Origin of the sequence: Microcystis sp. CS-574 (assembly GCF_028329095.1) — a bacterium.
Classification (GTDB): domain Bacteria; phylum Cyanobacteriota; class Cyanobacteriia; order Cyanobacteriales; family Microcystaceae; genus Microcystis; species Microcystis ichthyoblabe_A.
Genome location: NZ_JAQMSY010000090.1, coordinates 1 through 25,652, shown reverse-complemented (window position 1 = coordinate 25,652; position 25,652 = coordinate 1). Strand labels below are relative to the sequence as shown.

22 protein-coding genes and 3 pseudogenes are annotated in these 25,652 nt (G+C 42.7%); 11 read left to right on the top strand and 14 right to left on the bottom strand.

The features are described from left to right. Nucleotides 1–201: 201 nt before the first annotated feature. Nucleotides 202–2,325, top strand: coding sequence for a serine/threonine-protein kinase (locus tag PN470_RS06875; RefSeq protein WP_271935795.1), 2,124 nt, complete (start codon nucleotides 202–204; stop codon nucleotides 2,323–2,325). 228 nt (nucleotides 2,326–2,553) lie between these two features. Beyond that, nucleotides 2,554–3,360, top strand: a complete 807-nt coding sequence (locus PN470_RS06870) for an MlaE family lipid ABC transporter permease subunit (RefSeq protein WP_002736708.1) — start codon at nucleotides 2,554–2,556, stop codon at nucleotides 3,358–3,360. Between the two features lie 2 nt (nucleotides 3,361–3,362). Here the strand turns inward: PN470_RS06870 and PN470_RS06865 are convergent. The 7 genes and pseudogenes from PN470_RS06865 to PN470_RS06835 all read right to left on the bottom strand — a co-directional run. After that, nucleotides 3,363–3,617 (bottom strand): annotated as a pseudogene (locus PN470_RS06865) (DUF4351 domain-containing protein); the annotation flags it as partial. Between the two features lie 33 nt (nucleotides 3,618–3,650). Continuing rightward, complete coding sequence (locus PN470_RS06860) at nucleotides 3,651–3,992, bottom strand: hypothetical protein (protein ID WP_002750700.1); 342 nt, start codon at nucleotides 3,990–3,992, stop codon at nucleotides 3,651–3,653. A gap of 49 nt (nucleotides 3,993–4,041) precedes the next feature. Beyond that, nucleotides 4,042–4,857 (bottom strand): DUF4351 domain-containing protein, encoded by an 816-nt coding sequence (locus PN470_RS06855; protein WP_002750702.1) that lies wholly within the window; start codon nucleotides 4,855–4,857, stop codon nucleotides 4,042–4,044. Nucleotides 4,858–4,873: 16 nt separating this feature from the next. Continuing rightward, nucleotides 4,874–5,446, bottom strand: a complete 573-nt coding sequence (locus PN470_RS06850; protein WP_271935798.1) for a Uma2 family endonuclease — start codon at nucleotides 5,444–5,446, stop codon at nucleotides 4,874–4,876. A gap of 46 nt (nucleotides 5,447–5,492) precedes the next feature. Further along, nucleotides 5,493–6,506: a WD40 repeat domain-containing protein gene (locus PN470_RS06845; protein ID WP_271935799.1), complete on the bottom strand. Its 1,014-nt coding sequence runs from the start codon at nucleotides 6,504–6,506 to the stop codon at nucleotides 5,493–5,495. A gap of 36 nt (nucleotides 6,507–6,542) precedes the next feature. After that, on the bottom strand, nucleotides 6,543–6,785 hold the full coding sequence (locus tag PN470_RS06840) for a DUF5678 domain-containing protein (RefSeq protein WP_103113053.1): 243 nt from the start codon (nucleotides 6,783–6,785) through the stop codon (nucleotides 6,543–6,545). A gap of 7 nt (nucleotides 6,786–6,792) precedes the next feature. Next, the gene (locus PN470_RS06835) at nucleotides 6,793–7,224 is read right to left on the bottom strand and encodes a DUF29 family protein (protein ID WP_103113052.1); all 432 of its coding nucleotides are present in this window, start codon (nucleotides 7,222–7,224) and stop codon (nucleotides 6,793–6,795) included. Between the two features lie 371 nt (nucleotides 7,225–7,595). On the opposite strand from PN470_RS06835, the gene PN470_RS06830 reads away from it, so the two are divergent. The 3 genes from PN470_RS06830 (at nucleotide 7,596) to PN470_RS06820 (ending at nucleotide 9,036) form a co-directional block, all read left to right on the top strand. Further along, complete coding sequence (locus PN470_RS06830; RefSeq protein ID WP_238142435.1) at nucleotides 7,596–8,201, top strand: choice-of-anchor C family PEP-CTERM protein; 606 nt, start codon at nucleotides 7,596–7,598, stop codon at nucleotides 8,199–8,201. 146 nt (nucleotides 8,202–8,347) lie between these two features. Next, nucleotides 8,348–8,680, top strand: a complete 333-nt coding sequence (locus tag PN470_RS06825) for a DUF433 domain-containing protein (protein ID WP_002750711.1) — start codon at nucleotides 8,348–8,350, stop codon at nucleotides 8,678–8,680. After that, the gene (locus tag PN470_RS06820; RefSeq protein ID WP_103113049.1) at nucleotides 8,677–9,036 is read left to right on the top strand and encodes a DUF5615 family PIN-like protein; all 360 of its coding nucleotides are present in this window, start codon (nucleotides 8,677–8,679) and stop codon (nucleotides 9,034–9,036) included. The genes PN470_RS06825 and PN470_RS06820 overlap by 4 nt, the downstream gene beginning before the upstream one ends. A 27-nt stretch (nucleotides 9,037–9,063) precedes the next feature. Here PN470_RS06820 and PN470_RS06815 read toward each other — a convergent pair whose 3' ends face one another. Further along, the gene (locus tag PN470_RS06815) at nucleotides 9,064–10,455 is read right to left on the bottom strand and encodes an MlaD family protein (RefSeq protein ID WP_103113048.1); all 1,392 of its coding nucleotides are present in this window, start codon (nucleotides 10,453–10,455) and stop codon (nucleotides 9,064–9,066) included. A gap of 30 nt (nucleotides 10,456–10,485) precedes the next feature. Between PN470_RS06815 and PN470_RS06810 the strand changes: the two are divergent. Next, nucleotides 10,486–10,722 (top strand): annotated as a pseudogene (locus tag PN470_RS06810) (formylglycine-generating enzyme family protein); the annotation flags it as partial. A 33-nt stretch (nucleotides 10,723–10,755) separates the two neighbouring features. Here PN470_RS06810 and PN470_RS06805 read toward each other — a convergent pair. Both PN470_RS06805 and PN470_RS06800 read right to left on the bottom strand, forming a co-directional pair. Then, nucleotides 10,756–10,845, bottom strand: a pseudogene (locus PN470_RS06805) (type II toxin-antitoxin system HicB family antitoxin); the annotation flags it as partial. A gap of 17 nt (nucleotides 10,846–10,862) precedes the next feature. Further along, nucleotides 10,863–11,354 carry a DUF29 domain-containing protein gene (locus PN470_RS06800; RefSeq protein WP_002750720.1) on the bottom strand — a complete coding sequence of 164 codons (492 nt, stop codon included), beginning with the start codon at nucleotides 11,352–11,354 and terminating at the stop codon, nucleotides 10,863–10,865. A gap of 251 nt (nucleotides 11,355–11,605) precedes the next feature. On the opposite strand from PN470_RS06800, the gene purL reads away from it, so the two are divergent. After that, on the top strand, nucleotides 11,606–13,876 hold the full coding sequence (purL, locus tag PN470_RS06795; RefSeq protein WP_272104137.1) for a phosphoribosylformylglycinamidine synthase subunit PurL: 2,271 nt from the start codon (nucleotides 11,606–11,608) through the stop codon (nucleotides 13,874–13,876). A gap of 137 nt (nucleotides 13,877–14,013) precedes the next feature. Next, nucleotides 14,014–15,477, top strand: a complete 1,464-nt coding sequence (purF, locus tag PN470_RS06790; protein ID WP_271935801.1) for an amidophosphoribosyltransferase — start codon at nucleotides 14,014–14,016, stop codon at nucleotides 15,475–15,477. Nucleotides 15,478–15,485: 8 nt separating this feature from the next. On the opposite strand, the gene PN470_RS06785 is transcribed toward purF, so the two are convergent. Further along, the gene (locus tag PN470_RS06785; RefSeq protein ID WP_271935802.1) at nucleotides 15,486–17,201 is read right to left on the bottom strand and encodes an ABC transporter ATP-binding protein; all 1,716 of its coding nucleotides are present in this window, start codon (nucleotides 17,199–17,201) and stop codon (nucleotides 15,486–15,488) included. 195 nt (nucleotides 17,202–17,396) lie between these two features. After that, on the bottom strand, nucleotides 17,397–18,737 hold the full coding sequence (aroA, locus tag PN470_RS06780; protein ID WP_103113043.1) for a 3-phosphoshikimate 1-carboxyvinyltransferase: 1,341 nt from the start codon (nucleotides 18,735–18,737) through the stop codon (nucleotides 17,397–17,399). Between the two features lie 419 nt (nucleotides 18,738–19,156). Between aroA and PN470_RS06775 the strand changes: the two genes are divergently transcribed. Continuing rightward, nucleotides 19,157–19,699: a peroxiredoxin gene (locus tag PN470_RS06775; RefSeq protein WP_130756971.1), complete on the top strand. Its 543-nt coding sequence runs from the start codon at nucleotides 19,157–19,159 to the stop codon at nucleotides 19,697–19,699. Nucleotides 19,700–19,732: 33 nt separating this feature from the next. Here the strand turns inward: PN470_RS06775 and PN470_RS06770 are convergent, their stop codons facing one another. Continuing rightward, nucleotides 19,733–20,590, bottom strand: coding sequence for an LPS biosynthesis glycosyltransferase (locus tag PN470_RS06770; RefSeq protein WP_271935803.1), 858 nt, complete (start codon nucleotides 20,588–20,590; stop codon nucleotides 19,733–19,735). A 1,039-nt stretch (nucleotides 20,591–21,629) separates the two neighbouring features. Between PN470_RS06770 and PN470_RS06765 the strand changes: the two genes are divergently transcribed. After that, a complete protein-coding gene (locus PN470_RS06765) occupies nucleotides 21,630–22,970 on the top strand; it encodes an AAA-like domain-containing protein (RefSeq protein ID WP_271935804.1) in 1,341 nt (446 codons plus the stop codon). A 45-nt stretch (nucleotides 22,971–23,015) separates the two neighbouring features. Here PN470_RS06765 and PN470_RS06760 read toward each other — a convergent pair whose 3' ends face one another. Continuing rightward, the gene (locus tag PN470_RS06760; RefSeq protein WP_271935805.1) at nucleotides 23,016–23,954 is read right to left on the bottom strand and encodes a WD40 repeat domain-containing protein; all 939 of its coding nucleotides are present in this window, start codon (nucleotides 23,952–23,954) and stop codon (nucleotides 23,016–23,018) included. Nucleotides 23,955–24,373: 419 nt separating this feature from the next. Here PN470_RS06760 and PN470_RS06755 point away from each other — a divergent pair, with 419 nt between their 5' ends. Continuing rightward, entirely contained in the window at nucleotides 24,374–25,504 is a 1,131-nt protein-coding gene (locus PN470_RS06755) for a glycosyltransferase family 4 protein (protein WP_271935806.1), read from the top strand. The last annotated feature ends 148 nt before the right edge of the window (nucleotides 25,505–25,652 follow it).

Below are 25,652 nucleotides of genomic sequence, written 5' to 3'. Positions count from 1 at the left end.
ATCCTCTCAAAAAACAACAGTGAACTTTCTCTGTTTCTAGATTATTTTTTTCTGTCTGTCATGTCAGTCCCCTCCACAGGGAATTTTTTCCCTATAGAGAGGGAAAAAAGTAGAATAGGGGAATTTCTGCGTTTTGTCCATCGACCGCAAAAGAGAGTCGAAAAGCCTAGAATGGTAAAAAACCTCGGATTGCCATCGTCTATGGAACTCGCTGCCGGAAAAATCCTTAGTCATCGCTACCAAATTATCCGTCAATTGGGAAAAGGGGGATTCGGACAGACTTTCTTGGCCTGCGATCGCCAGTTACCCAATCAAAATCGCTGTGTGATCAAACAATTTCAACCCCAGTGCCGGAATGCCGAAACTGTAGCCATCGCTAGACGACTCTTTGAAACTGAGGCGAAAATCCTGCAAGAATTGGGCAATTATCGCCATATTCCCCGTTTATTTGCTTATTTTGAAGAAAATGGGCAATTTTTCCTCGTGCAGGAATACATTGAAGGGGAAGATTTAGCCACAGAAATTACTGCCTGTGTCTATAGGCAAAATGAAGAGAAAGTAGTGGCTTTATTAATAGAAATTCTCTCAATTCTCGAATTTGTCCATCAGAAACAGGTGATCCATCGCGATGTTAATCCCTTCAATCTTATTCGTCGCAGCCAAGATGATCAATTGGTTTTAATTGATTTTGGTGCTGTCAAACAAATTAGCACTCAAGTAGTTAAAGAAGGTAAAACCGTTTCTACAGTCGCTATCGGTACTCCCGGTTATTTCCCCAGTGAACAGGCCCAAGGTTATCCCCGTTTTAGTAGCGATATCTATGCCACTGGTATGATTGGATTACAAGCTTTAACCGGTAAAGCTCCCCAAGATATTCCCTTGGATGCTCGCACGGGGGAAATTCTCTGGCAACATTTGGCCATGACTAGCGCCGAGTTTAGTGATGTTATCGATCGCATGATCTGCTATGATTTTCGTCAGCGTTATACCAGCGCCAGTGAAGCATTAATCGCTCTGAGAAAATTAGGAAAAATTCATCATCTCGATCCGAAAATTACCCAGGCAGTGAAATCTCAAAGTCAAGTTGCTCGTCAAGGGAAATCTTGGCTAACAAAAATCTTGTTTGTATCGGGGACAATTGGTTTAATAGCTGGTGCTTATCTGGGGTTTGACTATTGGCAAAATTCTCGTAATTCTCTTGGTTACTATCAACAAGGTCAGACTTTTTATCAACTCAAACGTTATACTGATGCCCTTAATTCCTATGGTCAAGCCTTAAAAATTAATCCCGATTATCTTGAGGCATTGCAAGGAAAAGCCGATGCTTTATTGGCTTTAAAAAGATACTCGGAAGCTTTAAATACCTACGAAAAAGCTATTCAAATTAACCCAGATTCCGCTTGGCAAGCTTGGCTCGGTCGCGGGGAAGCTTTAGATAAATTAGATAAAAATCAGGAGGCTTTAGAAAGTTTTGAGCGGGTCTTATCTCTTAATCCTGCCGCTAGTCAAGCTTGGCAAGGTAAAGCCGATATTTATCTAGAACTGCAACAATATTCCGCCGCCCAAAAAGCTCTTGAAAAATTGTTAACTTTTCAGCAAAATGATGCCAAAATCTGGTATAAAAAAGGCTGGTCATTACAAAATCTTGAGGATTATGAAGGGGCAGTTAAAGCCTACGATCAGGCTCTAGCGATCGAGTCAGATAATGCCTTAATTTGGTATCAAAAAGGTAATAGTTTGTATCAATTAAATAAAATTAATAATGCTTTAGAAAGTTATAGCAAAGCCGGACAATTTAATCCCCAATTTTCCCAAGCTCACTATAGTCAAGGGATTATTCTGCAAAAATTAGGCCGCAATTCAGAAGCTTTGGAGGCATTTACTCAAGCAACTAAAGCCAATTCTAATTATTATCAAGCTTGGTTAAATCAAGGCGCATTACTTCATCAACTGGAAAGATTTCAAGAAGCGATCGCATCCTACGAAAAAGCTCGCCGTATTTCTTCCCGAAAATCTGAAGTTTTTATCGGTATCGGTAACGCTTGCTATCGTTTAGGCGACTATTCCCAAGCCATAACCGCCTATCAACAGGCGATTCAAAGACAAAAAGATAACCCCGAAACCTGGAAAAGTTTAGGCAATAGTTGGTTTAAACTCGGTCAATACGAGCGAGCGATTCAAGCTTATCAAGAATCACTTCGTTATCGTTCCAATGACCAAGAAGTGCAAACACAAAAACAACTGGCAGAAACTCGCTGGCAAGAACTTCAGCAATCTCCCCAAAACCCAACCCCGAAAGTGGATAGCGAGGAACCAGTTCCCTAACTTCCGCTCTTTTTTCAGATAGTGATGCAATTCAGACTTGAATTGGCCAACCTATTATTATAACATATAATCAATTTGCAAGAGTTCTAATTATTCACTACCAGCTAATCAGCGATCGCTATTTTAGTTCAGTATAAAAATTCTCCGCTATCCATAGCGTGGTAGGAAATGGGAGTTAGAAGACAAAACAGGATAGACTTTTCTCTAGTCCGATCGATTTTGGTGGCCATGAAGGATTTATTGGCGATTTTTAGCAAGGAATTAAGCTCTTGGTTTCGGCGCTGTTGGTTAGCGATACTCTTAACCGGCAGGGTTTTTTACTTCCTATTCACGCGCAAACCCGATTGGCGCGTCACCCAAGAACAAATGGTGGCAGCCGGGCCTGCTTCCCTGATTATTGCCATGATCACGGCTGCGGTGATCGGGATGATCTTTACTATCCAAGTGGCCCGGGAGTTCCAAGCTTTGGGTGCTGGCAGTATGGTGGGGGGAATTTTGGCCCTTGCTCTCGGTCGGGAACTCTGTCCGATTATGATGGCGATCGTGGTAGCCGGTCGGGTAGGATCGGCTTTTGCGGCGGAAATCGGCACCATGAAGGTGACAGAGCAGATCGACGCACTCTATATGCTCAAAACCGATCCCGTGGAATATCTGGTGCTGCCTCGTTTAATTGCCTGTTGTCTGATGGTTCCCGCTTTGAGTATTATGGCGCTGCTGATCGGTTTAGGTAGCGGTTTGCTGGTCGGCCAAAGTTTATACGGGATTGCTAATTCAGTTTTTCTCGACTCGGTTCGCGGTTTCCTGCGCGTGGGAGACGTGCTGAGTGGACCGGTTAAAGGGTTGGTTTTTGGGGCTTTAATCGCGATTATCGGCTGTAATTGGGGTTTAACGACCGATGGCGGTGCTAAAGGAGTTGGCCAAGCTACGACCGCAGCCGTAGTCACTATGCTCTTAGCGATTTTTGTATCTAATCTGCTGATGACTTGGATCTTGTTCCAAGGCTCTGGTAATAGTTCGGTTTTATTTGGACAGTAAAGTTAAAAACGCTCATTTTCTAGCCATTGTTCTAAATCCTCTACTGACTGAAAATCTAATAAAGCTTCTCCTAAGTTTTCTAAATTTTCTAGAGAAAGACTTTGGATATTGGCGGATAATTCGGCAGAAATTTCACCTATACGCCGATTTAATTGACGTAGAAGCAAGTTGACGGCTCCTTCTTGTCTTCCTTCCTCTTTGATTTCTTGATAGATGACAGATTCTTTCATAATATCCTTCCTCAACAATTGTTGAATATTGATTATCCCTAGGTTGAGATTAAATTATCTCTAATATCCACCGGGGAAGTATTTAGCAAGACAATCGGAACAAATTGCTGCTTTTCTAAAATTATCTCCATCGTCTTGTACGTTAGCTGATGCTTGACCACAGTAGGAACAAATTTTAAATATCGTTGCTATCGTTCTCTGTTCTTCCACATCATCAAAATCATAAAAACACTCATTGCTGAGAATTTCACTGATATTGACATCGCAACGGAATGATTCTTTAATTATGTCCAAAACTATCGACTGTTGTTCTTCAAAACTTAGGGACTGAAACGCCTTATTTTTCAAATACAATCGACCTAACATTGCATTGACGGCATAACTAGCTTGATGATCTGACATAATGATAATAGAGGGAATTAATAGAATAAAAATAACCGCAGTAAATTAGTTAAAAACGCTCATTTTCTAGCCATTGTTCTAAGTCCTCTACTGACTGAAAATCTAATAAAGCTTCTCCTAAGTTTTCTAAATTTTCTAGAGAAAGACTTTGGATATTGGCAGATAATTCGGCAGAAATGCCACCTATACGCCGATTTAATTGACGTAGAAGCAAATTGATGGCTTCTTCTTGTCTTCCTTCCCCTTTGATTTCCTGATAGATGACAGATTCTTTCATAATGTCCTTCCTCAACAATTGTTGAATGATGTCTTTGTTTAATACTAATCCGGCGAGAATTGCGGTGGAGGCAGCCAGATTGCTTTGTTCTCGACTGTCGCTGATTTGTTCGATTTTTTGGGCGATTTGCCGCAGTAAATTCTCTTGCTCCTCAGCTTGAGCTAGTATAGCAAAGGGCAATAGTCCTGGTGCTTGCAATAAGGGTTGATAGGGTTGTTCCCATAGTCTAATCACCTCAAATTGATGATAAGTTTTTCCCTGTTGATAGTCATTCTGTCTGACTAGGGGTAAGGTACTTCTCCTTAGATAAATCACTACCTGATAGATAGGTTTGCCTTGATAGCGTCGATAGAGTCTTGTGGCATAATCGAGCATTCTATAGGGAATATCCTCTTTAGGGTCGGTTTGAAACTCAATATGTAAGATTAATTCTTCTGACTCCAAAAAGATTAAACTATCGGCTCTTATCGGCTCTAATGACAACTCTGAGGGTTTAATTTCGGTTAAATCCAAAGGTTTACCTAATAACCAAGTGGCTAAATCTCTCGAATATTCCAGGGCGATAAATTTACAAGTAGAATCATACATCAGTCTTGACTATATTTTACTCAAAAATAGAGATAAATAGACTAAAGCCTGGTAAGACATCCTCTCCGCTGAAATTAGCGGGTAGTTCCATAATTTCTACGGGTTGCTGAGGACGATAAATTTCCACCTGTTGTTGTTGAGGATTAACTAGCCAACCTAATCGCAAACCACTGTGAAGATATTCCCGCATTTTAGCTTGAATTTCCGGGAGGGAATCGCTACGGGAGCGCAGTTCAATGACGAAATCTGGACAAATAGGCGGAAATTTCTCCTGTTCTTCTCGAATCAGAGCTTGCCAACGAGTTAAACTCACCCAAGCGGCATCGGGAGCGCGATCTCCGCCTTTCGGCAAACGAAAAATCGTCGCCGAACTAAAGACTTTACCCAATCGGTTTTGACGATTCCAGATACCTAAGTCAATGATAAAATCGGCCTCTCGGTTGCCGCTAATTCCCCCAACAGGTGGCATCACAATTAATTCTCCTTGAACGTTTCTTTCCAATTGCCAATCTGGGTTAACTTGACAGAGACGGTAAAACTGCTCATCGCTGAGATTGACTGTATCTAAGTTTAAAATCACTGCTGCCATAGCTATATTTCACCCTAGAAAACACTCTAGTCTTAATTATAGTCAATTAGATTCCCCGCCACAGTGCGATCGCACCGTCTCGATCTCCAGTGACTAACCAACGACCATCTTGACTGGCAACCATTCTTAAGATGACGTTTCCCTTGAGAGTATTCAAGTGCCGACGGGTATTAACATCCCAAAATTTGACGGTTCCATCCCCGGAGGTGCTGGCCAAAACTTTGCCCCCATCGAGCAGGGCCATATCAGTAACAGCGTCGTTATGGGCGAGAATAGTAGTGGTGCCGATGCCGCTTTTCACTTGCCAACCGCGGATCGAACCGTCTTGACTAGCAGTACCAGCGGTATTACCATCCTTGGAAAAAAGCACCCGATAAACGGGGAATAAATTACCCGCATAGGCACGAATAAAGCGACCGGTACTCACTTTCCACAGTTTAACGAAACCATCGTAATCGGCGCTCACAATTCCTTTACCATCGGGACTAAATGCGATCGACTGAATCGGATGATTATGGCCGCGCAGGGTTTTTAACAGTGTACCCGTCTGAAAATCCCAGAGTTTAACTGTACGATCCCAGCTACCCGTGGCCAAAATTTTGCCATCGGGAGAAATAGCGGCATCGGTAACGAGAAAAGCATGGCCGGGATAGGTCATTTCTAATTTTCCCGTGCGCGTATTCCAGCGTTGCACTTTTCCCCCCGCATCGGCAGTTACGAAAGTCTTACCATCGGGACTAAATTGGATAGCGTTAACAGTATCTCCTAGTTGCCAAGTCCTGAGAGGTTTTTGGGTTTTTAGGTCCCATTCCCTAACCGTGCCGTCAAAACTACCACTCAGCAGCCTGGAGTTATCGGGACTAATAGCCAAAGCATAGATGGGATCCTGATCGGCTTTTAAAATAGTAACCCGTTCGACGGTCTGCCAAGGAACCATTTCTGCTAGGGGAGGTGCTTGCGGAGTGATGATTTTGCCTTTTTCCTGATTGACTGCACAACCACCAGATAGCAACAGTAGCAATGATAAAGATAATGTCGGTTGATAAAGGGTTATTTTCATAGAATTTTGCCGTTGTCAAAATCATCTTAAACTACTTTAAACTTGAACGGGTAGAATTTGAATAGAATAACGACAACGAGGAACAAGATAAATGACAAATTCTTGATTGGTTGTGTTAGCTTCTTCCAGAACATTCTGTAAATTTTCACCGTGAGCAATGACCCCTTTTTCATTATAGGCAATGTATTGATTTATATAAAAATCAATCACGGTGTCACGATTTTTGTTTAACCAACGTAACATTTCTTGGGCTTGTTCTTGAGAGATTGAGTCTGTCATAATCTTTCTAAGGAGAGACGGTTTTTATGAGAAGAAAAGCAGCACTAATCAGTTTATTTTTGTCAATTAAAGCTTCTATTTGCTCCGATTGATAACAAGCTGCTTCGACTTCTAAAGAAGCGGCATCCAAAGCATTAAGATAAGCATCGTTTAAAGTGTCTGTTAATTCTTCATCACTTAAATAATATCCTGCCGCTTTTCGGCGTTTATTTTGGCGTTGAATTTCTCTAACACTATTGCGAATGGAGACATCCCAAGAACGAGTGGTTCGGTTTTCTGCCTGTTGTTTAATCAAATGCAGTAATAAGATAACAGCATAACTACGAATGGTGCTAATAATCCCATTTTTGCTCATATCTTCAAGTTCTTCTACAATCGCCAGTGAACCTTTAATATCACCTTTTAAGAGCAAAGCTTTTAATTCTAAAAGTTCTTCCATAATCCAATTTCTTCCCCAAATACCCCTTAATTATATCTGGCCACAAGTCTCTCGGATATCCCAGGTTTATTGGGTAAAATGTATTCTAAGATACATTCTTGCGGGCGAGTGAGTGGAACGAACCACAGAGACACAAAGGACACAAAGATCGATCGCTACTATATAAGCAAAAATTGTCACACAAAGTCGAGAAGAGCCAAAAAGTTAATCATTTTTTCATTTATTTTATAAGCTTTTCTCTGCTATGATGAAGCCGTTCTTGTAAAAGTAGAGTTTTTAGTCATGACTCAAACATTAGCAAAACTAATCGATTTTCGGGGGGGGGTAAGCATAGCTTATTAAAACTCTCAATTGCTTCCTCTGTCTTGGCGGTGAGTGCTTTGATAGTCACCCCTGTACAAGCAGCAAATCTGATTCAAAATGGCAGTTTTGAGACGGCTACCGTCAACCCTGGTGCTTCTTTTATAGGACTTGGTGCTGGTTCCACAGCAATTACAGGATGGACGGTTAGCCAAGGATCAATCGATTACATAGGTACATTATGGCAAGCTTCTAATGGTTCTAGAAGTCTGGACTTATCTGGAGAGAATGCTGGTGGAATTCAGCAAACCTTTAACACAACTGTCGGTAAGACTTATCGGGTGACTTTTGATCTGGCGGGTAATACCTTCACAAGTCCTACTATTAAAGACATGAGAGTGAGTGCGGGAGGAAGTTCTGCTGATTTTTCTTTTGATACAACAGGAAAAAGCAATTCAAATATGGGATGGCTATCAAAATCTTGGGATTTTACTGCTAACAGTACAACCACTACCCTTGAGTTTATCAGTTTAACTAATAGCTTTGCTGGTCCTGCGTTGGATAATGTCTCAGTGATAGCTCTTTCCCCTCCTTCTATTCCCGAACCTTCATCAGTGCTAGGATTATTGAGTTTAGGAGTATTAGGAATTGGTTCTGCTTTAAAACGTCAATCTTAATCTCTTTTTATCTTTTTAACCCATCTAAACTAGGTGGGTTAAATTGAATATTCAGATAGGCTTAAAATCAGTGAATAATTTGAATTTTGCGGCACATTTTTAATAATATGCTAGGATAGTATTGATGTTTTAGGAGGTAACAACCTATGCAGTTAGAAGATTATTTTGAATTTGTAGCAGTAGATAATATTCAATTAAAAGGACATCGTATTGGCATTGAGGACGTACTGAAATACTATCGACAAGGTTATAGTCCTCAAGAAATTCTCCAAGAATTACCAACTCTAAATTTAGAAAAAATTTATGCCACTTTGACCTATTATTATCACAATCAAGCACAAATCGATCTCTATCTTGTCAAGCTAGAAAGACAACGGGAACAACATTATCAACAGTGGCTAGAAACATCATCTCCTTTAATTGATCGTTTAAGAAAAGCAAAAATTAAAAAGGAGCAGGAGTATTTACAAAAAGCATGAAAATTCGGTTTTTGCTGGATGAAAATTTATCTCCTAAGCTAAAAATAGCGGTTCAACGTATCAATTCTACTATAGATATTTTGCGAGTTGGTGATGCGGATGCACCTCTTTTAGGGACACTTGATCCTAATTTATTGCAATATTTAGAATTATCCCAGAGACTGTTAATCACTGACAATAGAAGTACCATACCCAATCATTTAAAAGATCATTGGAACACGGGAGGTCACACTTGGGGAATTATTTGGTTACGCCCTAGCGGTACAATTAGTCAATGGGCTGAATCAATGATTTTAATCTGGGAATTAACAGAAGCTGAAGAATGGATTGATCGCTTAGATTGGATTCCTTTATGAGGAACTAAGGTGATTTTTCAAACACATTTAATCATTTATTTCGGGGCTTTTTCTGGGTTTCTTAGGGTCTTTTTCTGGGGTATTAGCGGCGGGATTTGGGGCTATTGTCGCAATTTGGGCGGCCATTCTTGTCATTGCTTGACCTTGGGCGAATTCCTGCTGTAGTTGTTCGCTAGAAGAAACCAAACGACTTAAACCCTGAATTAAGCGGATAATTTCCTGTCGCAGTTGCGGATTACCAGTAATTTCATCCACATCCGAGGTGATTTTCTGAAGATTGGCAAAAGCGGCACGAGAGGAGTCGAGGAGTTGCTGTAGTGTGACAACAGTGGCAGGATCGGAGAGATAAGCAGTAAAGTTACCCAAATTTTCGCTTAATTTAACAGCATTTGCCGAAATAGTGTTTAAATTGTCGATAATTTGGCTTTTCTGCACTTGTGTCAGAATCGGATCCAAAGCAGCGAGAGTAGTTTGTAGGCGATCGCTGGTAGTTTTGATACTATCGAGAGTGGCAATTAAACGATTTTGATTAGCTGCCAAAAAAACCCGCAGTTCTTCGGTAGTTTCTCCCACCAAAAGCAGCGTTTTTCGGGCCTCTACTAGGGTAGCGTCTAAATTTCTCAGGCCGCCACTTCCCTGTAAACTTCTCAGTAAAGTAGTCGCTTCCTGACTCAATCCCCCGACACCGGAAAGATCACTAGAAAGGCGATCGAGGGAACCGGATACTTGCGGTAAAGATTCTAGGGATCTCATACCCGAATTAAGTTTACCTAGAGTACCGCTGCGACGTACCTCGCTTAAAGCGGTGGTTGCCTCACCACTAAAGCGATCGAGTCCCCCCAAGGCATTGGCAGCGCGTTGGGTAAAGGAACGAAATCCGGCCACCATATCGGGATCGCTAACTAGATTAGAAATTCTCAGTAAAGATCTGATCAAGGTATTGACATTGAGCGCCGATTGCCCTTGTAAACGGGAACCGTTACAGATAATCACTTCCCCATTGCAGTTAGGACTCAAAGGGGGTTCTTTGACACCACCGACGGGTAAAGCTTGCAGGGGAGTAATATCGATCGTGGTTTCACCGACTAAACCGGATTGAATGGCTTCGATGAGGGAATTACTGGGAATTAGGCGATCTGCTGGCGAAATCTCCACTTCTACGGCGACTCCCTCCGGTTCTGGGGTAATTGCCGTCACTTGCCCGATTCTCACTCCCCGATAACCGACGCGGGTTCCCACCATCATGCCACCCACATTAGGAAAAAGGAAGCTGGCTCGATAACTGCGTCCCCCGAAGCTAAAATTACTTAACCAAGCGACAAACCAGATTAATATTCCCCCCGATGCCAGTAACATTAAACCGATACCACTTTGCCGCAGAGTTGGGGAAATCCCTCGTTGTGAACCGCCAGCTTCCATAAATAATTACTCCTCATCTCTACACAGTATCAGGATACACAAAAACAGGTTTTCTCGAAAATGATCGGTGAGTTGAACGGTTATAAACAAGTGTATCAGCTGCAGCTGGAGTTAGATAATCTGGAACAAGAAGCGATCAAAATGGCCAAAGTAGCCATTAATCTAGAACAATACCTAAAACCAATTATTGGACAGTTTCAAGGCTTGATCGATCGCGTAGTGACCATTGACGGGGAACTTTCCCGCAGTGTCAGCGAAAAAGATGCCTCTAGTTTAGCAGTTGGATAGATTTTCTTATATACTTTTTCCACAAGTATGACAACTGGGGAAAGCTGGAACGGTGGCACACCATAAATCATCCTCTTGCCAAACAATAACTTTAATATTCATCTTTAACTTTTTTGTTCTTATACGTCGAAGTAATGATCGATATCAATCGGGAACCACTCCCCATCTAATACCTGTTCGAGGGAGAAAGGAGGCTCGACAGGAATCGCATCGCCAGTGACGGTTTTCGCTTGTATTAGGGTTTTTCGAGCATTCGAGTAGGCTTTTTGAAAATAATCCCGCGCATGGTTACTGAGAGTAGTGGTTTCTAGCCACTCTCCTAGTTGAGTTCGGAAACTGGCGATTTCTCCTACCCAGTGACAGACGTTGCGTTCTCGCTCCCGTTCCGATCTGTGATAAGCTAACTTAAACAGGTGTTCGATAAGCTGGGTTAATAAACTCTCTACAGCCCGTCTGTCACTTTTCCCCATGCACTCCACTTCCTCGATCAGATTTTCCCAGTCCACCTCATCAAACTTTTTTAGCTTTAAAAGTTCGGCGGTTTTTGAAGCCCAGAGAACAAAATCCTGATCGTATAAGGCTTTCATTGATAAAGCTGTTTCTACTGCCATAGTTTCGTTCCCACTGATCATAAGTACCTAAGCAAAATTAATTACACATTTCGATAAAGCTTTTGCCTCTTGCCTATTGCCTCTTGCCTGTCTTCACTAGGAAATTTATTTTGCATGACTACTTAAAACTATGTCTTTAGCTTAACTTTACTAGCGCAAACCTTTTTAACTTTTTTGTCTTTCACTAAGCAGTATAACTCGATCTCATCAGACGTTATACAATAAATCTTGTCCCTCGATCGCATTTTCCCATGACTACCCCCTTCACTGCCGCAGAAATTGCCTCAGAAGGCATCAAACCCGAAGAATACGAAGAAATAGTCAAAAGACTGGGAAGACACCCCAACAAAGCCGAATTAGGAATGTTTGGCGTGATGTGGTCGGAACACTGCTGTTATAAAAACTCCCGGCCGCTGCTCAAACAATTCCCCACCACCGGCGAAAAAATTCTCGTCGGACCGGGGGAAAATGCCGGAGTAGTGGATTTAGGCGATGGATTGCGATTAGCCTTTAAAATCGAGTCCCATAATCATCCTTCTGCGGTGGAACCGTTCCAAGGTGCCGCTACCGGAGTCGGAGGCATCCTGCGGGATATTTTTACCATGGGGGCCCGTCCTATTGCTATCCTCAACTCCCTCCGTTTTGGTAACTTGCAAGATGCCCGCAATCGTCGCATTTTTGCCGGAGTTGTGGAAGGAATAAGTCATTATGGCAATAGTGTCGGCGTTCCCACGGTGGGCGGTGAGATATACTTTGATAATGCCTACAATGGCAATCCCCTCGTTAATGCCATGGCTTTAGGGCTAATGGAAACCGAGGAAATCGTTAAATCCGGGGCAAAAGGTCTGGGAAACCCAGTTTTATACGTTGGTTCTACCACCGGCCGCGACGGTATGGGAGGGGCGAGTTTTGCCAGCGCCGAATTAACCGATAAATCTATGGATGACCGGCCCGCGGTGCAAGTGGGCGACCCTTTTCTGGAAAAATCCCTGATAGAAGCTTGTTTAGAGGCATTTAAGACCGGTGCGGTGGTGGCAGCCCAGGATATGGGGGCAGCCGGGATCACCTGTTCTACCTCCGAGATGGCGGCCAAGGGAGGGGTGGGAATTGAATTAGACCTCGATAAAATCCCCGTCCGGGAAACTGGGATGGTCCCCTACGAATATCTGCTATCGGAATCCCAAGAAAGAATGTTATTTGTGGCAGCATCGGGACGAGAAGGCGAATTAATCGAGATTTTCCATCGTTGGGGACTTCAGGCTGTGGTCGCTGGCCAGGTAATTGCAGAACCGATCGTCCGTATATTATTTAAAGGGGAAATTGCCGCCGAAATTCCTGCCACGGCCCTAGCGGATAATACTCCGATTTATCATCAGGAATTACTAACAGAACCGCCAGAATACGCCCAAAAAGCTCAATTATGGGAAGATGTTACTATTCCTATTCCCGAATCCTATAACGAGATTTTATTAAAACTGCTCGATAGTCCCTCGATTGCCTCAAAACGCTGGGTTTATCGTCAATATGATCATCAAGTCCAGAATAACACCGTTATTCTCCCCGGGGGAGCCGATGCGGCCGTGATTCGCGTGCGTCCTCTGGGTGCTAATCCCGGAAATTCTCGGCGAGGTGTAGCGGCGACTACAGATTGTAATCCGCGATACGTTTATCTTGATCCCTATAACGGAGCTAAGTTGGCCGTGGCGGAAGCGGCCAGAAACCTTAGTTGTGTTGGTGCCGACCCCATTGCTGTCACGGATAATCTCAATTTCGGAAGTCCAGAGAATTCAATCGGTTATTGGCAATTAGCCACTGCTTGTCAGGGTATTGCCGAAGCTTGTCGGGAAATGAATACACCGGTGACTGGGGGTAATGTCTCTTTGTACAACGAAACCGTTGACGCAGCTGGCAGCCCCCAGTCTATTTATCCGACTCCCGTGATTGGTATGGTGGGATTAGTGCCGGATATCGGGCAAATTTGCGGGCAAGGTTGGCAAAAAGCGGGGGATTTAATCTATCTTTTGGGTTTCTCCTTGCCAACTATCGGCGCTTCCGAATATTTAGCCGTTATTCACGGTTTGGTGACGGGAAAACCGCCGGTAATTGATTTTGAGTTAGAAAGAAAGGTACAAGCGGCCTGTCGTTGGGGAATTCGCGCCGGTTGGGTGAAATCTGCCCACGATTGCGCCGAGGGAGGTTTAGCCACTGCTCTGGCAGAATGCTGTATTAGTGGGCAGTTAGGGGCGGAAATTGACCTTTCTTGGCAGCATCAGGGCCGTTTTGATGCGGTATTATTCGGGGAATTAGCTAGTTGCATTATCGTCTCCGTTTCCCCCGAAAATCAGCAAGATTGGGAAGAATATCTAAAGACACAATTGGGAGACTATTGGCAAATAACCGGCAAAGTTAGCGAAAAAAGCGATATTCTTTTAATTCTTGACCAGAATAAACAACCGGCGATCAATGTTAGTCTAGAAACTATACAGCAAGTTTGGTCAAAAGCGATCGAAAGAAGGCTGTAATCTTGAGGCCGTCAGCTAGATAAGATGGCCGATTATATCGGTAAATAAAGGCTGATAGCTGATAAATAAATCGTTAAAAGAAGATTAAGATCGGTTAAGATTTTGTTACCAAAGTATTCTGCAGCCCCAACCCTCCCATGTCTAGCCATCCCGACTCATCTTTATCTTTTGCCAGTGTCGATAAGCCTGAAGAAGCCTGTGGAGTTTTTGGACTCTATGCCCCCGAGGAAGAAGTAGCAAAACTGACCTATTTCGGACTCTATGCCCTGCAACACCGAGGACAGGAATCGGCAGGTATTGCCACCTACGACGGGAAAACGGTGCATTGTTACAAGGAAATGGGCTTAGTTTCCCAAGTTTTTAACGAAACTGTCCTTAAAACCTTGCCGGGTACTCACGCCGTTGGTCATACTCGTTACTCTACCACCGGTTCTAGCCGTCGGGCCAATGCCCAACCTGCCGTGATCGAAAGCCGTTTGGGTAAACTTTCCTTAGCACATAATGGCAATTTAGTCAATACTTTTGAGTTAAGAAATGTATTAGAAAAGCGCGGTTGTGATTTCGGCAGCACCACCGACTCGGAAATGATCGCCGTCGCTATCGGCCAGGAAGTGGATAGTGGCAAGGATTGGATACAAGCGGCGATCGATGCCTTTAGTTATTGTAGCGGGGCTTACAGCCTTGTTATCGGCACACCGACGGGAATTATCGGGGCGCGGGATCCCAATGGTGTCAGACCCTTAGTAATTGGGGTTTTGCAAGAAGAAGGCAATCCCCCCCGTTATGTTTTAGCTTCGGAAACCTGCGGATTAGATATTATTGGGGCCGATTATCTGCGGGATGTGCAGCCGGGGGAATTAGTTTGGATTAGTGAAGATGGCTTATCTTCGGTGGATTGGGCCATGAAACCGGAGAAAAAATTATGCGTTTTCGAGATGATTTATTTTGCTCGTCCCGATAGCATTGTTCACGAGGAATCTTTATATACTTATCGGGTACGTTTGGGGGAACAATTAGCCAAAGAGTCGCCGGTAGAAGCAGATATGGTGATGGGAGTTCCCGATTCGGGTATTCCGGCTGCGATCGGATTTTCGCGCATTTCTGATATTCCCTACGCGGAAGGATTGATTAAAAATCGTTATGTGGGACGGACTTTTATTCAACCAACCCAACACATGAGAGAGTCGGGGATTAAGATGAAATTAAATCCTTTAAAGGATGTTTTACAGGGAAAAAGAGTTATTATTGTTGATGATTCGATCGTGCGGGGAACCACTAGCCGGAAATTAGTTAAAGCTTTACGCGATGCCGGAGCAAGAGAAGTTCACATGAGAATATCTTCACCTCCGGTGACTCATCCCTGTTTTTATGGCATTGATACGGACAATCAAGAGCAGTTAATTGCGGCAACTAAATCGGTGGCCCAAATTCAGGCACAAATCGGGGTGGATAGTTTAGCTTATCTCAGTCACGATGGGATGTTAACAGCAACGAAGGAAGATCCGAAAACCTTCTGTACTGCTTGTTTTAATGGCGATTATCCGATTCCTGTACCTGATAATGTTAAGCGATCGAAGTTGATCTTAGAAACAGTTAAATAGCCTCACGGCTAAATCCTCTGAAAACAATCGGCAATTTCCTGGGGAGTTAAAAGAGAATTAGGATAACCAGAAAGTTGTCCTAATTTTTGTGCTAATAAAACTGCTTGGGGTGGAGTTAGATAGGTTTTGGCTAAGAGATCGGTTTGATGATAAGCTTGCCGGATTGGGGCATCTAAAAGGATAGTTCCTTGACCCATAATAATTACTCTTTCGGCGTATTCTGGCATTAAATAGAGGTGATGGGTGATCACAATCACCGTTTTGCCCATCTGGTGTAATTGACGACTCACCTCTAAAATTGCCTTAGCCCCTTGGTAATCTTGGCCGGTGGTGGGTTCATCAAAGACCACTATACGCGGTTCCATGGCTAAAATTGCCGCAATCACTACCCGCGCTCGATCGCCTTTTGGTAAGGAGAGAGGATGATAGGAGCGATATTCTAGCAATCCCATGGCTTCTAGACTTGCTTCCGTGCGTTGGGTGACGATTTCTGGAGGATAACCGAGATTAGTCAGGGCAAATGATACTTCTTTCTCGACAGTGGTGTTAAAAATCTGATTATCGGGATTTTGGGCTACATAACCGATCGAACGAGCTAAATCACTGACAGAAAAGCTACCGGTCGAACGTCCGTCAATCATAACTTGACCAGTGGTTGCCGAGAGAAGATTGAGAAAATGCTTGACTAAAGTGCTTTTTCCTGCGCCATTTTGACCGATAATCAGCAGATATTCCCCTTCAGCAATATCGAGGGACACATCCCGCAAAGCGGTAGTACCATCGGGGTAGGTATGGCAGAGATTTTTTACCCTCAGTAGGGGGTTTAAGGGGTCAGAAACCGATGATAAGGGAGGGGTTGGGGTAACAAGATGATAAAAGGATTTAAGCTCGTTTAAACGGGCAAAACTGCGGTCTAGGGTGACAGGAATAGAATTTATCGCCCCGATTTTTTGATCGATCAAAGCAAAAGTAGTGGCCACTTGCGGGGGACGCAGAGCATTTTCCTGTAAAAGTTGTACTTGGGAGTAGATCTCTGCTGGGGTTCCCATGGCTTCGATCGCACCCTCCCTTAATAGTACCAGGCGATCGGCATATTCGGCCATTTCCTCGGCTGCGTGGGAGACCATCACAATGGTGACACCGAGATGGCGATTTAATTCCTTAATGGTGGCGAAAACTTCCTGGGAGCCTACCGGATCCAGCTGGGAGGTGGGTTCATCGAGAATTAACAAAGCGGGCTGAACTGCAAGGGCAGCGGCGATCGCTAATCGTTGTTTTTGTCCTCCTGATAGTTCCCCCGGCGATTTTTTTTCCATTCCCTCTAACCGGACTGCCGCTAAAACTTTGGGAATACGCGCTTTAATTTCCTCTCGCGGTAGCCGTAAATTTTCTAAGGTAAAAGCGATTTCATTTTCTATCGAAGTGGCTAAAAGTTGCGTTTCGGGATCTTCAAATACTGCCCCCACATAGCGGGCCAAGCTGCTAACGGGATGGGTTAAAGTATCTAAACCGGCTACTGTTGCATAACCAAAAAAACGCCCTCCGTAAAATTGGGGAACAATACCGTTAAGAGTTAAACAGAGAGTAGTTTTTCCTGCACCTGTGGGCCCGATAATACCTAAAAATTCGCCTCGATGAATTGCTAAAGAGATATTTTTAAGCACTAGATTGGAGGATTCGGGATAAATATAGGAAACTTTCTCTAATTGGGCGATGATTTCCATTATCGGTGGGGAATAGAAGACGGGAGTGGAGTAGATAGGGAGATATTTTTCAGGGAAATTTGAATGAGGGACGCTTCTATTTTCCGCTATTTCGATCGATGAACTTGATTATCACACAGGCGGCCTACTACTCTGTGATTTATCCCGCAATTTTACCAGTTACTCCTCGCCCGTTCGCATAAAAACTTAATATTTCTACTCTTGACAAATTTGCTGTAAGGTGCTAAAAAAATCGGGGTAGGAAATGCCGGCCGCTTCAGCGCGATGGATAGTGGTGGGTTGACGGGAATTGAGGGCAGCGATCGCTAGACTCATGGCAATGCGATGATCGGTAAAACTGTCCACTTCCGTGCCGAATAGGCCTGTACCGCCGGTAATCTCTAAACCATCGGGTAATTCCCTTACTTTTGCCCCTAGGCGATCGAGTTGGGTGGCCATCACCGTCAGGCGATCGCTTTCCTTCACCCGTAATTCCTCGGCATCCTTGATAATTGTCGTTCCTTGTGCAAAAACCGCCGCTACTGCCAAAATCGGAATTTCATCGATCAGACGGGGTATAATCTCACCAGCGATCGTGGTTGCCTGTAGTTGACTGGATTTCACCCGCAGATCCGCCACCGGTTCCCCCGTCACCACCCGTTGATTTTCGAGGGTGATATCTGCTCCCATTGCCTGTAAAACCTGTAAAACTCCGGTTCTAGTCGGGTTTATTCCCACATTTTCGATTAATAACTCGGAATTAGGCACTATTGCCCCCGCTACCAACCAAAAAGCTGCCGAACTGATATCTCCCGGTACGATCACCGTTTGTCCGGTTAAAGTGGGATAACCCGTCACTGTGACGCTATTAGTCTCCCCATCCACCTCAATATTTGCCCCAAAAGCGCGCAGCATCCGTTCACTGTGATCGCGAGATAAAGCGGGTTCCGTGATTGTGGTTTTCCCCTCCGTTAACAGTCCAGCGAGGAGAAGACAGGATTTCACCTGTGCAGAAGCAACGGGAGAATAGTAGTGGATCGGTTGCAGATATTCCCCAGAAACGGCTAAAGGAGCCAAAGAATTAGCTTTTCTGCCCCAAATTTGTGCCCCCATTTCTTTGAGGGGTTTCACCACCCTGGACATAGGACGCGATCGCAGGGAAGCATCACCGGTAACGACAAAAAAACGGTCCTGATGACCAGCCAATAATCCTAACATCAAGCGGATCGTCGTGCCGGAATTGCCCGCGTCAAGGATTTCTAAGGGTTCCTCAAGATTGCCTAAACCCCTACCTTTGACGATCACTTTCTCGCTGTTGAGTTGGGAAATTTCCACACCCATGGCACGAAAACAACTAGCGGTACTGCGGGGATCTTCGCCCAATAATAACCCATGAATAACGGTTTCTCCTTCGGCGATCGCTCCTAACATCAGGGAACGATGGGATATGGATTTATCGCCAGGGATAGTGATTTTTCCGCGTAATCCCGTGATTTTGGCTGGATCGATGACTAAATCTTGATGGGATTGAAGGGGGTTAAGGGTGACAATAGACATGATCGTTAGGCAGATGAAGACAAGCTCGATCTATTTTCCCCCTTTACCTCGCCCTTTCCTTGTCAAGTTATGTAAAGAATATTAAGCTAGGGTGACAGTTGATTGTTCTGGTGTGACAGGAACAAGTGAATGGAACGAACCACAGAGACACAAAGGACACAGAGATCGATCGCTCCCGTATTAGGTTAAACTTATCACACAAATAATAAGAGAGCCGCCGATTTTCCCCTAACCCTAGGATTTTTTACTAAAATGACTGCTATGATCATTTCAGATAAGTCTGATACAATCTATAGCGTTTCTGATTCACAAGAGGTACATTCCCGATCCTGAACAGCTTAATCAGCTAACTGATAACTGATAACTGATAACTGCTAACTGATAACTGATAACTGATAACTGATAACTGATAACTGATTATGTCTCGTCGTCAACTGTTGAGTTTTTTAAGCGTAGTAATTCTGGCATTTTTTGCCCTTATTCCCGATGCTAACGCTTTAGGTGGACCCCAACCCCCTTTAAATCAACCGGCACCCGATTTTAGCCTACCGACTAACACGGGAGAAGGGAATATTTCCCTATCGGATTATCGGGGTAAGTGGGTAGTTTTGTATTTTTATCCCAAGGATTTTACCCCCGGCTGTACCCTAGAAGCGCGGCGTTTTCAGCAGGATTTGCCGAAATATATGGCTAAAAATACGCAAGTTTTAGGGGTAAGTGCCGATGATGTCGATTCTCATGCGGAATTTTGTGACTCGGAGGGGTTAAAATTTCCCTTGCTGGCAGATACTACCGGAGATGTTAGTAAAGCTTATGGTTCTTGGATGGGTTATGTTTCCCTACGTCATACCTATCTTATCGATCCGCAGGGGATTTTAAAAGAGATTTATTTAGGGGTAAATCCTGCCATTCACAGTGCCGAAGTTTTAGCACGTTTAGAGGAATTACAGGCGACTTCTTGATTTTGACAAGCAGGAATGATTTGGCATAATTTTTCATAAGCGCCATGTTAAATGTCTAAAAATAGCGAAACCGAGAAAACGGAAAGAGTAGTTATTGCGGTGAAGTGTAGCCAGACGCAGATATTTACCCGCAAGTAATCTCCCAATGCCTTTAATTCTTGCTTGTAAACGTTCCCACCAAAAAGCCAGCCAAGGACTCTTTTTTCCTTGGGTATAAATTGGCAAAAAAGCTAAAGAACCATACAGAACATCGGCTCTATGAGCTTTGCTTAAATTATTGCGGTAATGTTCCAGATTGGGCAAACCACCATGTTCTCCGTAACAGCGAAAGGGCAGATAATTTTTAAGTTTTTGTTCTCTTAATAGAGCATCAATAGTTGAATCCCAAGAAGAATAGGATTTCGGTCCTGGATTTTGCCTAATTTTTCCTTCTAATGTTATCAGAACTTTTGCCGCTTCTGGGGTAACAATATAAGCAACAGTAGAGGCAGAAAATCCAGTGGCAAAACCTTCGGGTGATACATAATAAAATTGGGGAGCGCAGGTATATAGCCAAGCAATACCCACATTTTTTTTCCTAGGATTAAATGGTAAAGGAAGTTGACTGATGCCCACCACAGGAACAAAATCAGCTTCGATAATTAAAGTCGGTTTATTTTCCTGAATAATACGTTGCCATGCTTGGCAATGATTAAGAAGACAAAGGTAGCTATTGGAATAACCCTTATATTCTTCTAGGTGTTTTTGTCTGAGAACTTCGCAATTAAATCTCTCCTCCCGAAAGCAGGATTCTAGTGCCTCTGTTGGCTCTTTATAGGCGATGATAAAAACTTGCTTAACGTAATCAATCAACGAATTAGATTGGGATATTGCTTGGGTTACAGTAACCATCACTTTACTAAATACATTTGTTCTATTTATACTGCGTAAACCGAAATATTCCCACCTTAAGTCAATTAGTCAAGTCGGTGGACTACTACTACCTAAAAAAGCTAGAGTGGGGTTATTTTGAGCAAGCTGTTGCTGTAGTCAAAGTTTACATCATTTTGAACTATATATGATAGTCGAAAGCTGATCGGATCTCTTGGGTTTGGTGGGTAAAATGTATTCTAAGATACAGTCCTGCTGGCGAGGGAGTGGAAGGAACCATAGAGGCACGGAGGACACAAAGATTGATCGCTTCTATAGTAAGTTAAAATGATCACACAAAGAACAAGAGAGCCGCTGATCTAGTCTCTAGATAACTCCAGGTGAAAACTTCCACAAGACAAGGGTTAGGATTATTATTCAGCGGTCGTTCCAGAAAACAGTAGCTATCTATCAATTCGGCTCGATAAATTGTGCAAGCTTTTGATTATACCAAAAATATTCACAAATATTCGCTTATGCCCTTCTATATTGATAAAAATGGCTGTTGGCATTCAGAAGCCACCCCTAGACGAATTTTAACATCTGGACAATCCCTAGCTATTAAGAGCAAGATAAAAGTCAATCTTTGACAATTTCCTCTAATTTACTTGGTTTAACCCTAATTTTGATGATTAAGATCAAAAAAATCCCGACCACGATTTTTTCATCGGTGCGGGATATAGACTAACAACCTTAACCGAGATAATCAGGACTAATTGCAATTATCGTCCTTATCACCCTTACAGTCACGGTTTTGTAAAATTAGCGGCCAAGAGGAAGGGTCAAAATGGTTATCTTGACTATTAACCGCTAAAGTGTGAGGAATTGAACCTAACAGCAAGGAGGCCACAACAAACAAGGTTAACGAGATTTTCATGGTTTTACTCCCTTAGACACCATCAGGTAATTGACCTATTTTTACCATAGGGTTTTCCCGCTCGGATGTCAGTCCCATTGCCAAGAGGGAAAAAGGGGTTAACATGGAAAAAAAGGGAATTTGAGTAGAATAAAGTAGAACGGGATGAAACCACAGGGATGGGACGAGTTTCTCAAACATATAGCTAGAGAATACGGTGTTCAAGGCAAATTAAAGGAAATTTTTTTGGTTCGTTTTGCCTATGAAAATTGGCGCAAACCGGATGAGGAAATTTGGGAAATGGCCGAGGCTGCCAGCCATGAAACCTATAAAAAACAAATGACTAAAATATATAGCTATTTCTCGGCAGATAAAGATAATGGCTGTCCCGAACTCGAATTAGGTAGTAAAGGGCCGGGTAAGTTCCAAATCCTCCGAGAATGGTTCAAAGATATCAAATATCCTGAATGGAGAAATCAACCCGTCCCGATACTAGCAGAAAAATCAGTTATAGATACTTATATTAGCCGCCCTCCCGTCGAAAGCGACTGTTATCAAGAAATTAATCGTCCGGGGTCACTCATTCGCATTAAATCCCCTGAAAAGACTGGTAAAACTTCTCTGCTTAAACACCTGCTCGCTCAGGCAGATAGTTGGGGACATAGCACAGTTTATATTAATTGTCAAGTGGCAGAAAAGGCGATGTTTGCCAGTTTAGACCGATTTTGTCGCTGGTTTTCGGCCAATGTTAGCCGAGAATTGGGTTTAAAGCCTCAATTAGATGAATATTGGGATGAGGAACTATTTGGCAGTTTAATCAGTTGTCAAACCTATTTTCAGTCCTATCTTTTGGAACAGATTAACGGGCCGCTCTTTTTGGCCCTAGATAATTTAGACAGAATTTTCGAGTATCCCGACATCGCTAGGGATTTTCTGCCGCTTTTGCGCTGTTGGCACGAAGAAGCTAATAATTTGGAAATCTGGCAGAATTTGCGGTTAGCGATTGCTAATTCCACGGAAATCTATATTCAATTGGACGCTAATCAATCTCCCTTTAATGTCGGTCGCGCGATTAAATTACCCGGTTTTAGCCTCGAACAACTGGAAAACTTGGCTAGTAGCTACGGATTGCCTAAAAATGAGGATAATCAGCGTTTTATCGGGGATTTAATCGCTCTAGTTGCTGGTCATCCCTATCTTAGCCGTTTGGCCCTGGAAGCGCAGGTGCGCGGGGAGAAAAATATTCTCCCTAATGCTGCTACCCAAGGGGGAATTTACGCGGCACACCTGCGTCATCACTGGGATAATCTGCAAAAACAGCCGGAATTATTGACAGCGATGGGGGAAGTGGTTAATTCTTCCGATAAGGGAGTGCGATTAGAACCGATTACTGCCTATAAACTGGAAAGTATGGGTTTAATTCAGTTAAAAGGCGATCTAGCCCAGCCTAGCTGTCAATTATATCAGCTTTACTTCCGAGAGGAACAGACCGGCAGCGATCTCTAGTGGATAATTAGACACCGATAAGCATCCGGTGCGCTCAAAGATTGCTCAACTTGCTAAAGATTGTAGTTCGGAAGTGCCATAAACTCTCACGATTTTATCTTGGCAGGCCGTGGCGATATAATTACCATCGGGACTAAAACAAACGGAATAGATTTTCTGGGGATGGGGAATAGAAATAATCGCTTTTCCTGCTTTTAAATCCCATAATTTTAAGCTTTTATCATCACCACCACTGGCTAATAGTTGATTATTAGGACTAACACTAACTGAATTGATATGATCACTATGTTCGCTGAGAGTTTTTACCTCTGTACCTCTTTTAATATCCCAGATTTTAATAGTTTTGTCTTTGCTGCCACTGGCTAAAAATTTGTTATTACTGCCGAAATCTACCGATAAAATACCTCCAAACCAATCAGAATGACCTTTTAAGGTAATACTGCTCTTTTCTCCCAGATTCCAAATAATTACCGTTTTGTCATTTTCGCCGCCACCACTGGCTAAAAGTTGACCATTTTGACTAAATTTAACTGTTAGGACTTTATCGCTATGACCTTGTAAAGTGGCTAGAATTTCTCCAGTTTTTACTGACCATATTTTCACCGTTTTATCTTCACTACCACTAGCAATAATTTCCCCATCGGGATGAACAGCTACTGCTGTAACTTTGTCTTGGTGTCCTGTTAAGGTAGAGATTAATTTTTTAGTTTCTAGTGACCAAATTCTTAGGGTTTGATCATCTCCTCCACTGACCAAAAATCCTTGACAGGGACTAAAAGCAACAGAGTTAACTCCCTTATCCCACCAACCAGCTTTTTCATGTCCTTGTAAACTAAATTTTTGATTTTTTTGCCAATCCCAAACAATAACAGTTAACTCGTTATCTCCACTAGCTAAAAATTTACCATCTTGGGAAAAAGTTAGACATTTAACCTCACCTTCATGGCCTTCTAGGGATTTAAAAGATACTAAACGATTAAACATAGTGAAAACATTAGTTAATCAAGATTTTTCGGCATTACCAGATATTAGTTTTTCTCTGGGGGACTACTTCATCCCTGAGATAACTTTTGAGAAATCTCCGATCACCACAAGTACGAGGAAGCCATTCTTCCATGATTATAACTAATTACAGTGTTTTTAGTCAAGGAGAGTCATAGCTGATAAGTACCCGTTGACAATCCTAGTCGTAGGGTGGGACAATAATCGAAAAAATTGCCCGATAAATTAAGTATTGACCGTAACCTAGCCCAAAAAGGCTGCTATTTAGGGGCGCTATAGGGTAAGATTAACTATTAGGGTGGAGTTTATTGCCGATTTTAATCTTGTCCTAAGCGAGCAAAATTGACAATTGAATCTGTAATTTTAAAAATATCTATCCCGTCAATCTCATCTAACCACAAATGCTTAAAATTTTAGTTGATGGTACACCGATAAGACAAAATCCTAGTGGAATTGGATTATATGCTTATCACCTGATTGCCGAATTAGCTAAATTACAAAACCAAGAAAACTTTTCCCTGTCCCTCTGTTTTCAACCATCGGTAAAAAACTGGCTGCGGGGTAATCTTTCTATCCCCGAAAAACTGCAATCCTATCCAGAGGTTAAATGTTTACCAATTCCCGTCAGTCTTAGCAATATCTTAACCAGATTTCCTAATCCTCTAATTCCCTATCTAGAAAACTTTCTTGATTCTCCCGATATTCTCCACGGATTGGATCATGTGGTGTATCCTTGTCGTCAGAGTCGCAAAGTTATGACTATTCATGATGTTACTTTTATTAAATATCCTGAGTTTGTCACGGGGATTGTCAAAACCTACACCCAACGGATTAAACAATCTCTACAATGGACAGATTTAGTTATTGCTAACTCCGCAAGTACCAAACGAGATATTATTGAATATTTAGATGTGAACCCAGAGAAAATTTTTGTTACTCCCCTCGCAAGTCGTTATTCTTCTCTCCCCAATTATCCCTCATCTCTAACCATCACTAAACCCTATTTACTCTTTGTTAGTACCCTAGAACCACGAAAAAATATTATTAATCTTATCGATGCTTTTAACTATCTTAAGGACAGGTATAAATTAGACCATAATCTGATTCTGATTGGCAAAAAAGGATGGAAGTATCAACCAATTTTCGATAAAATATCTCAGTCTCCCTTTCGAGATAGTATTCAACATCTTGATTATCTTGCTGATGACTTAGTTGCGGATTATTATCAAAAAGCTGATGTTTTTATCTATCCTTCCTTTTATGAAGGTTTTGGATTACCAGTTTTAGAAGCGATGACTTTAGGTTGTCCCGTGGTAACTGCTAATACTGCATCCTTACCCGAAGTCACCGGAGACTCGGCAATATTAATTAATCCCGATAATCCCCTAGAAATTGCCGCAGCAATCTATCAAGTTATTAGTGATACCTCTCTCCGTCAAGAATTAATCACTAAAGGAAAAAAACAAGCGGCAAAATTCTCTTGGCAAAAAACCGCACAAGCTACTATAAAAGCTTATCTTTCTCTTTTATAATAAGTAAGTAGTTATAATTAAATTGAAGATGGATCCCCCCTTAATCCCCCCTTGATAAGGGGGGTGCTGATCACCCCTTAATCCCCCCTTGATAAGGGGGGTGCTGATCACCCCTTAATCCCCCCTTGATAAGGGGGGTGCTGATCAC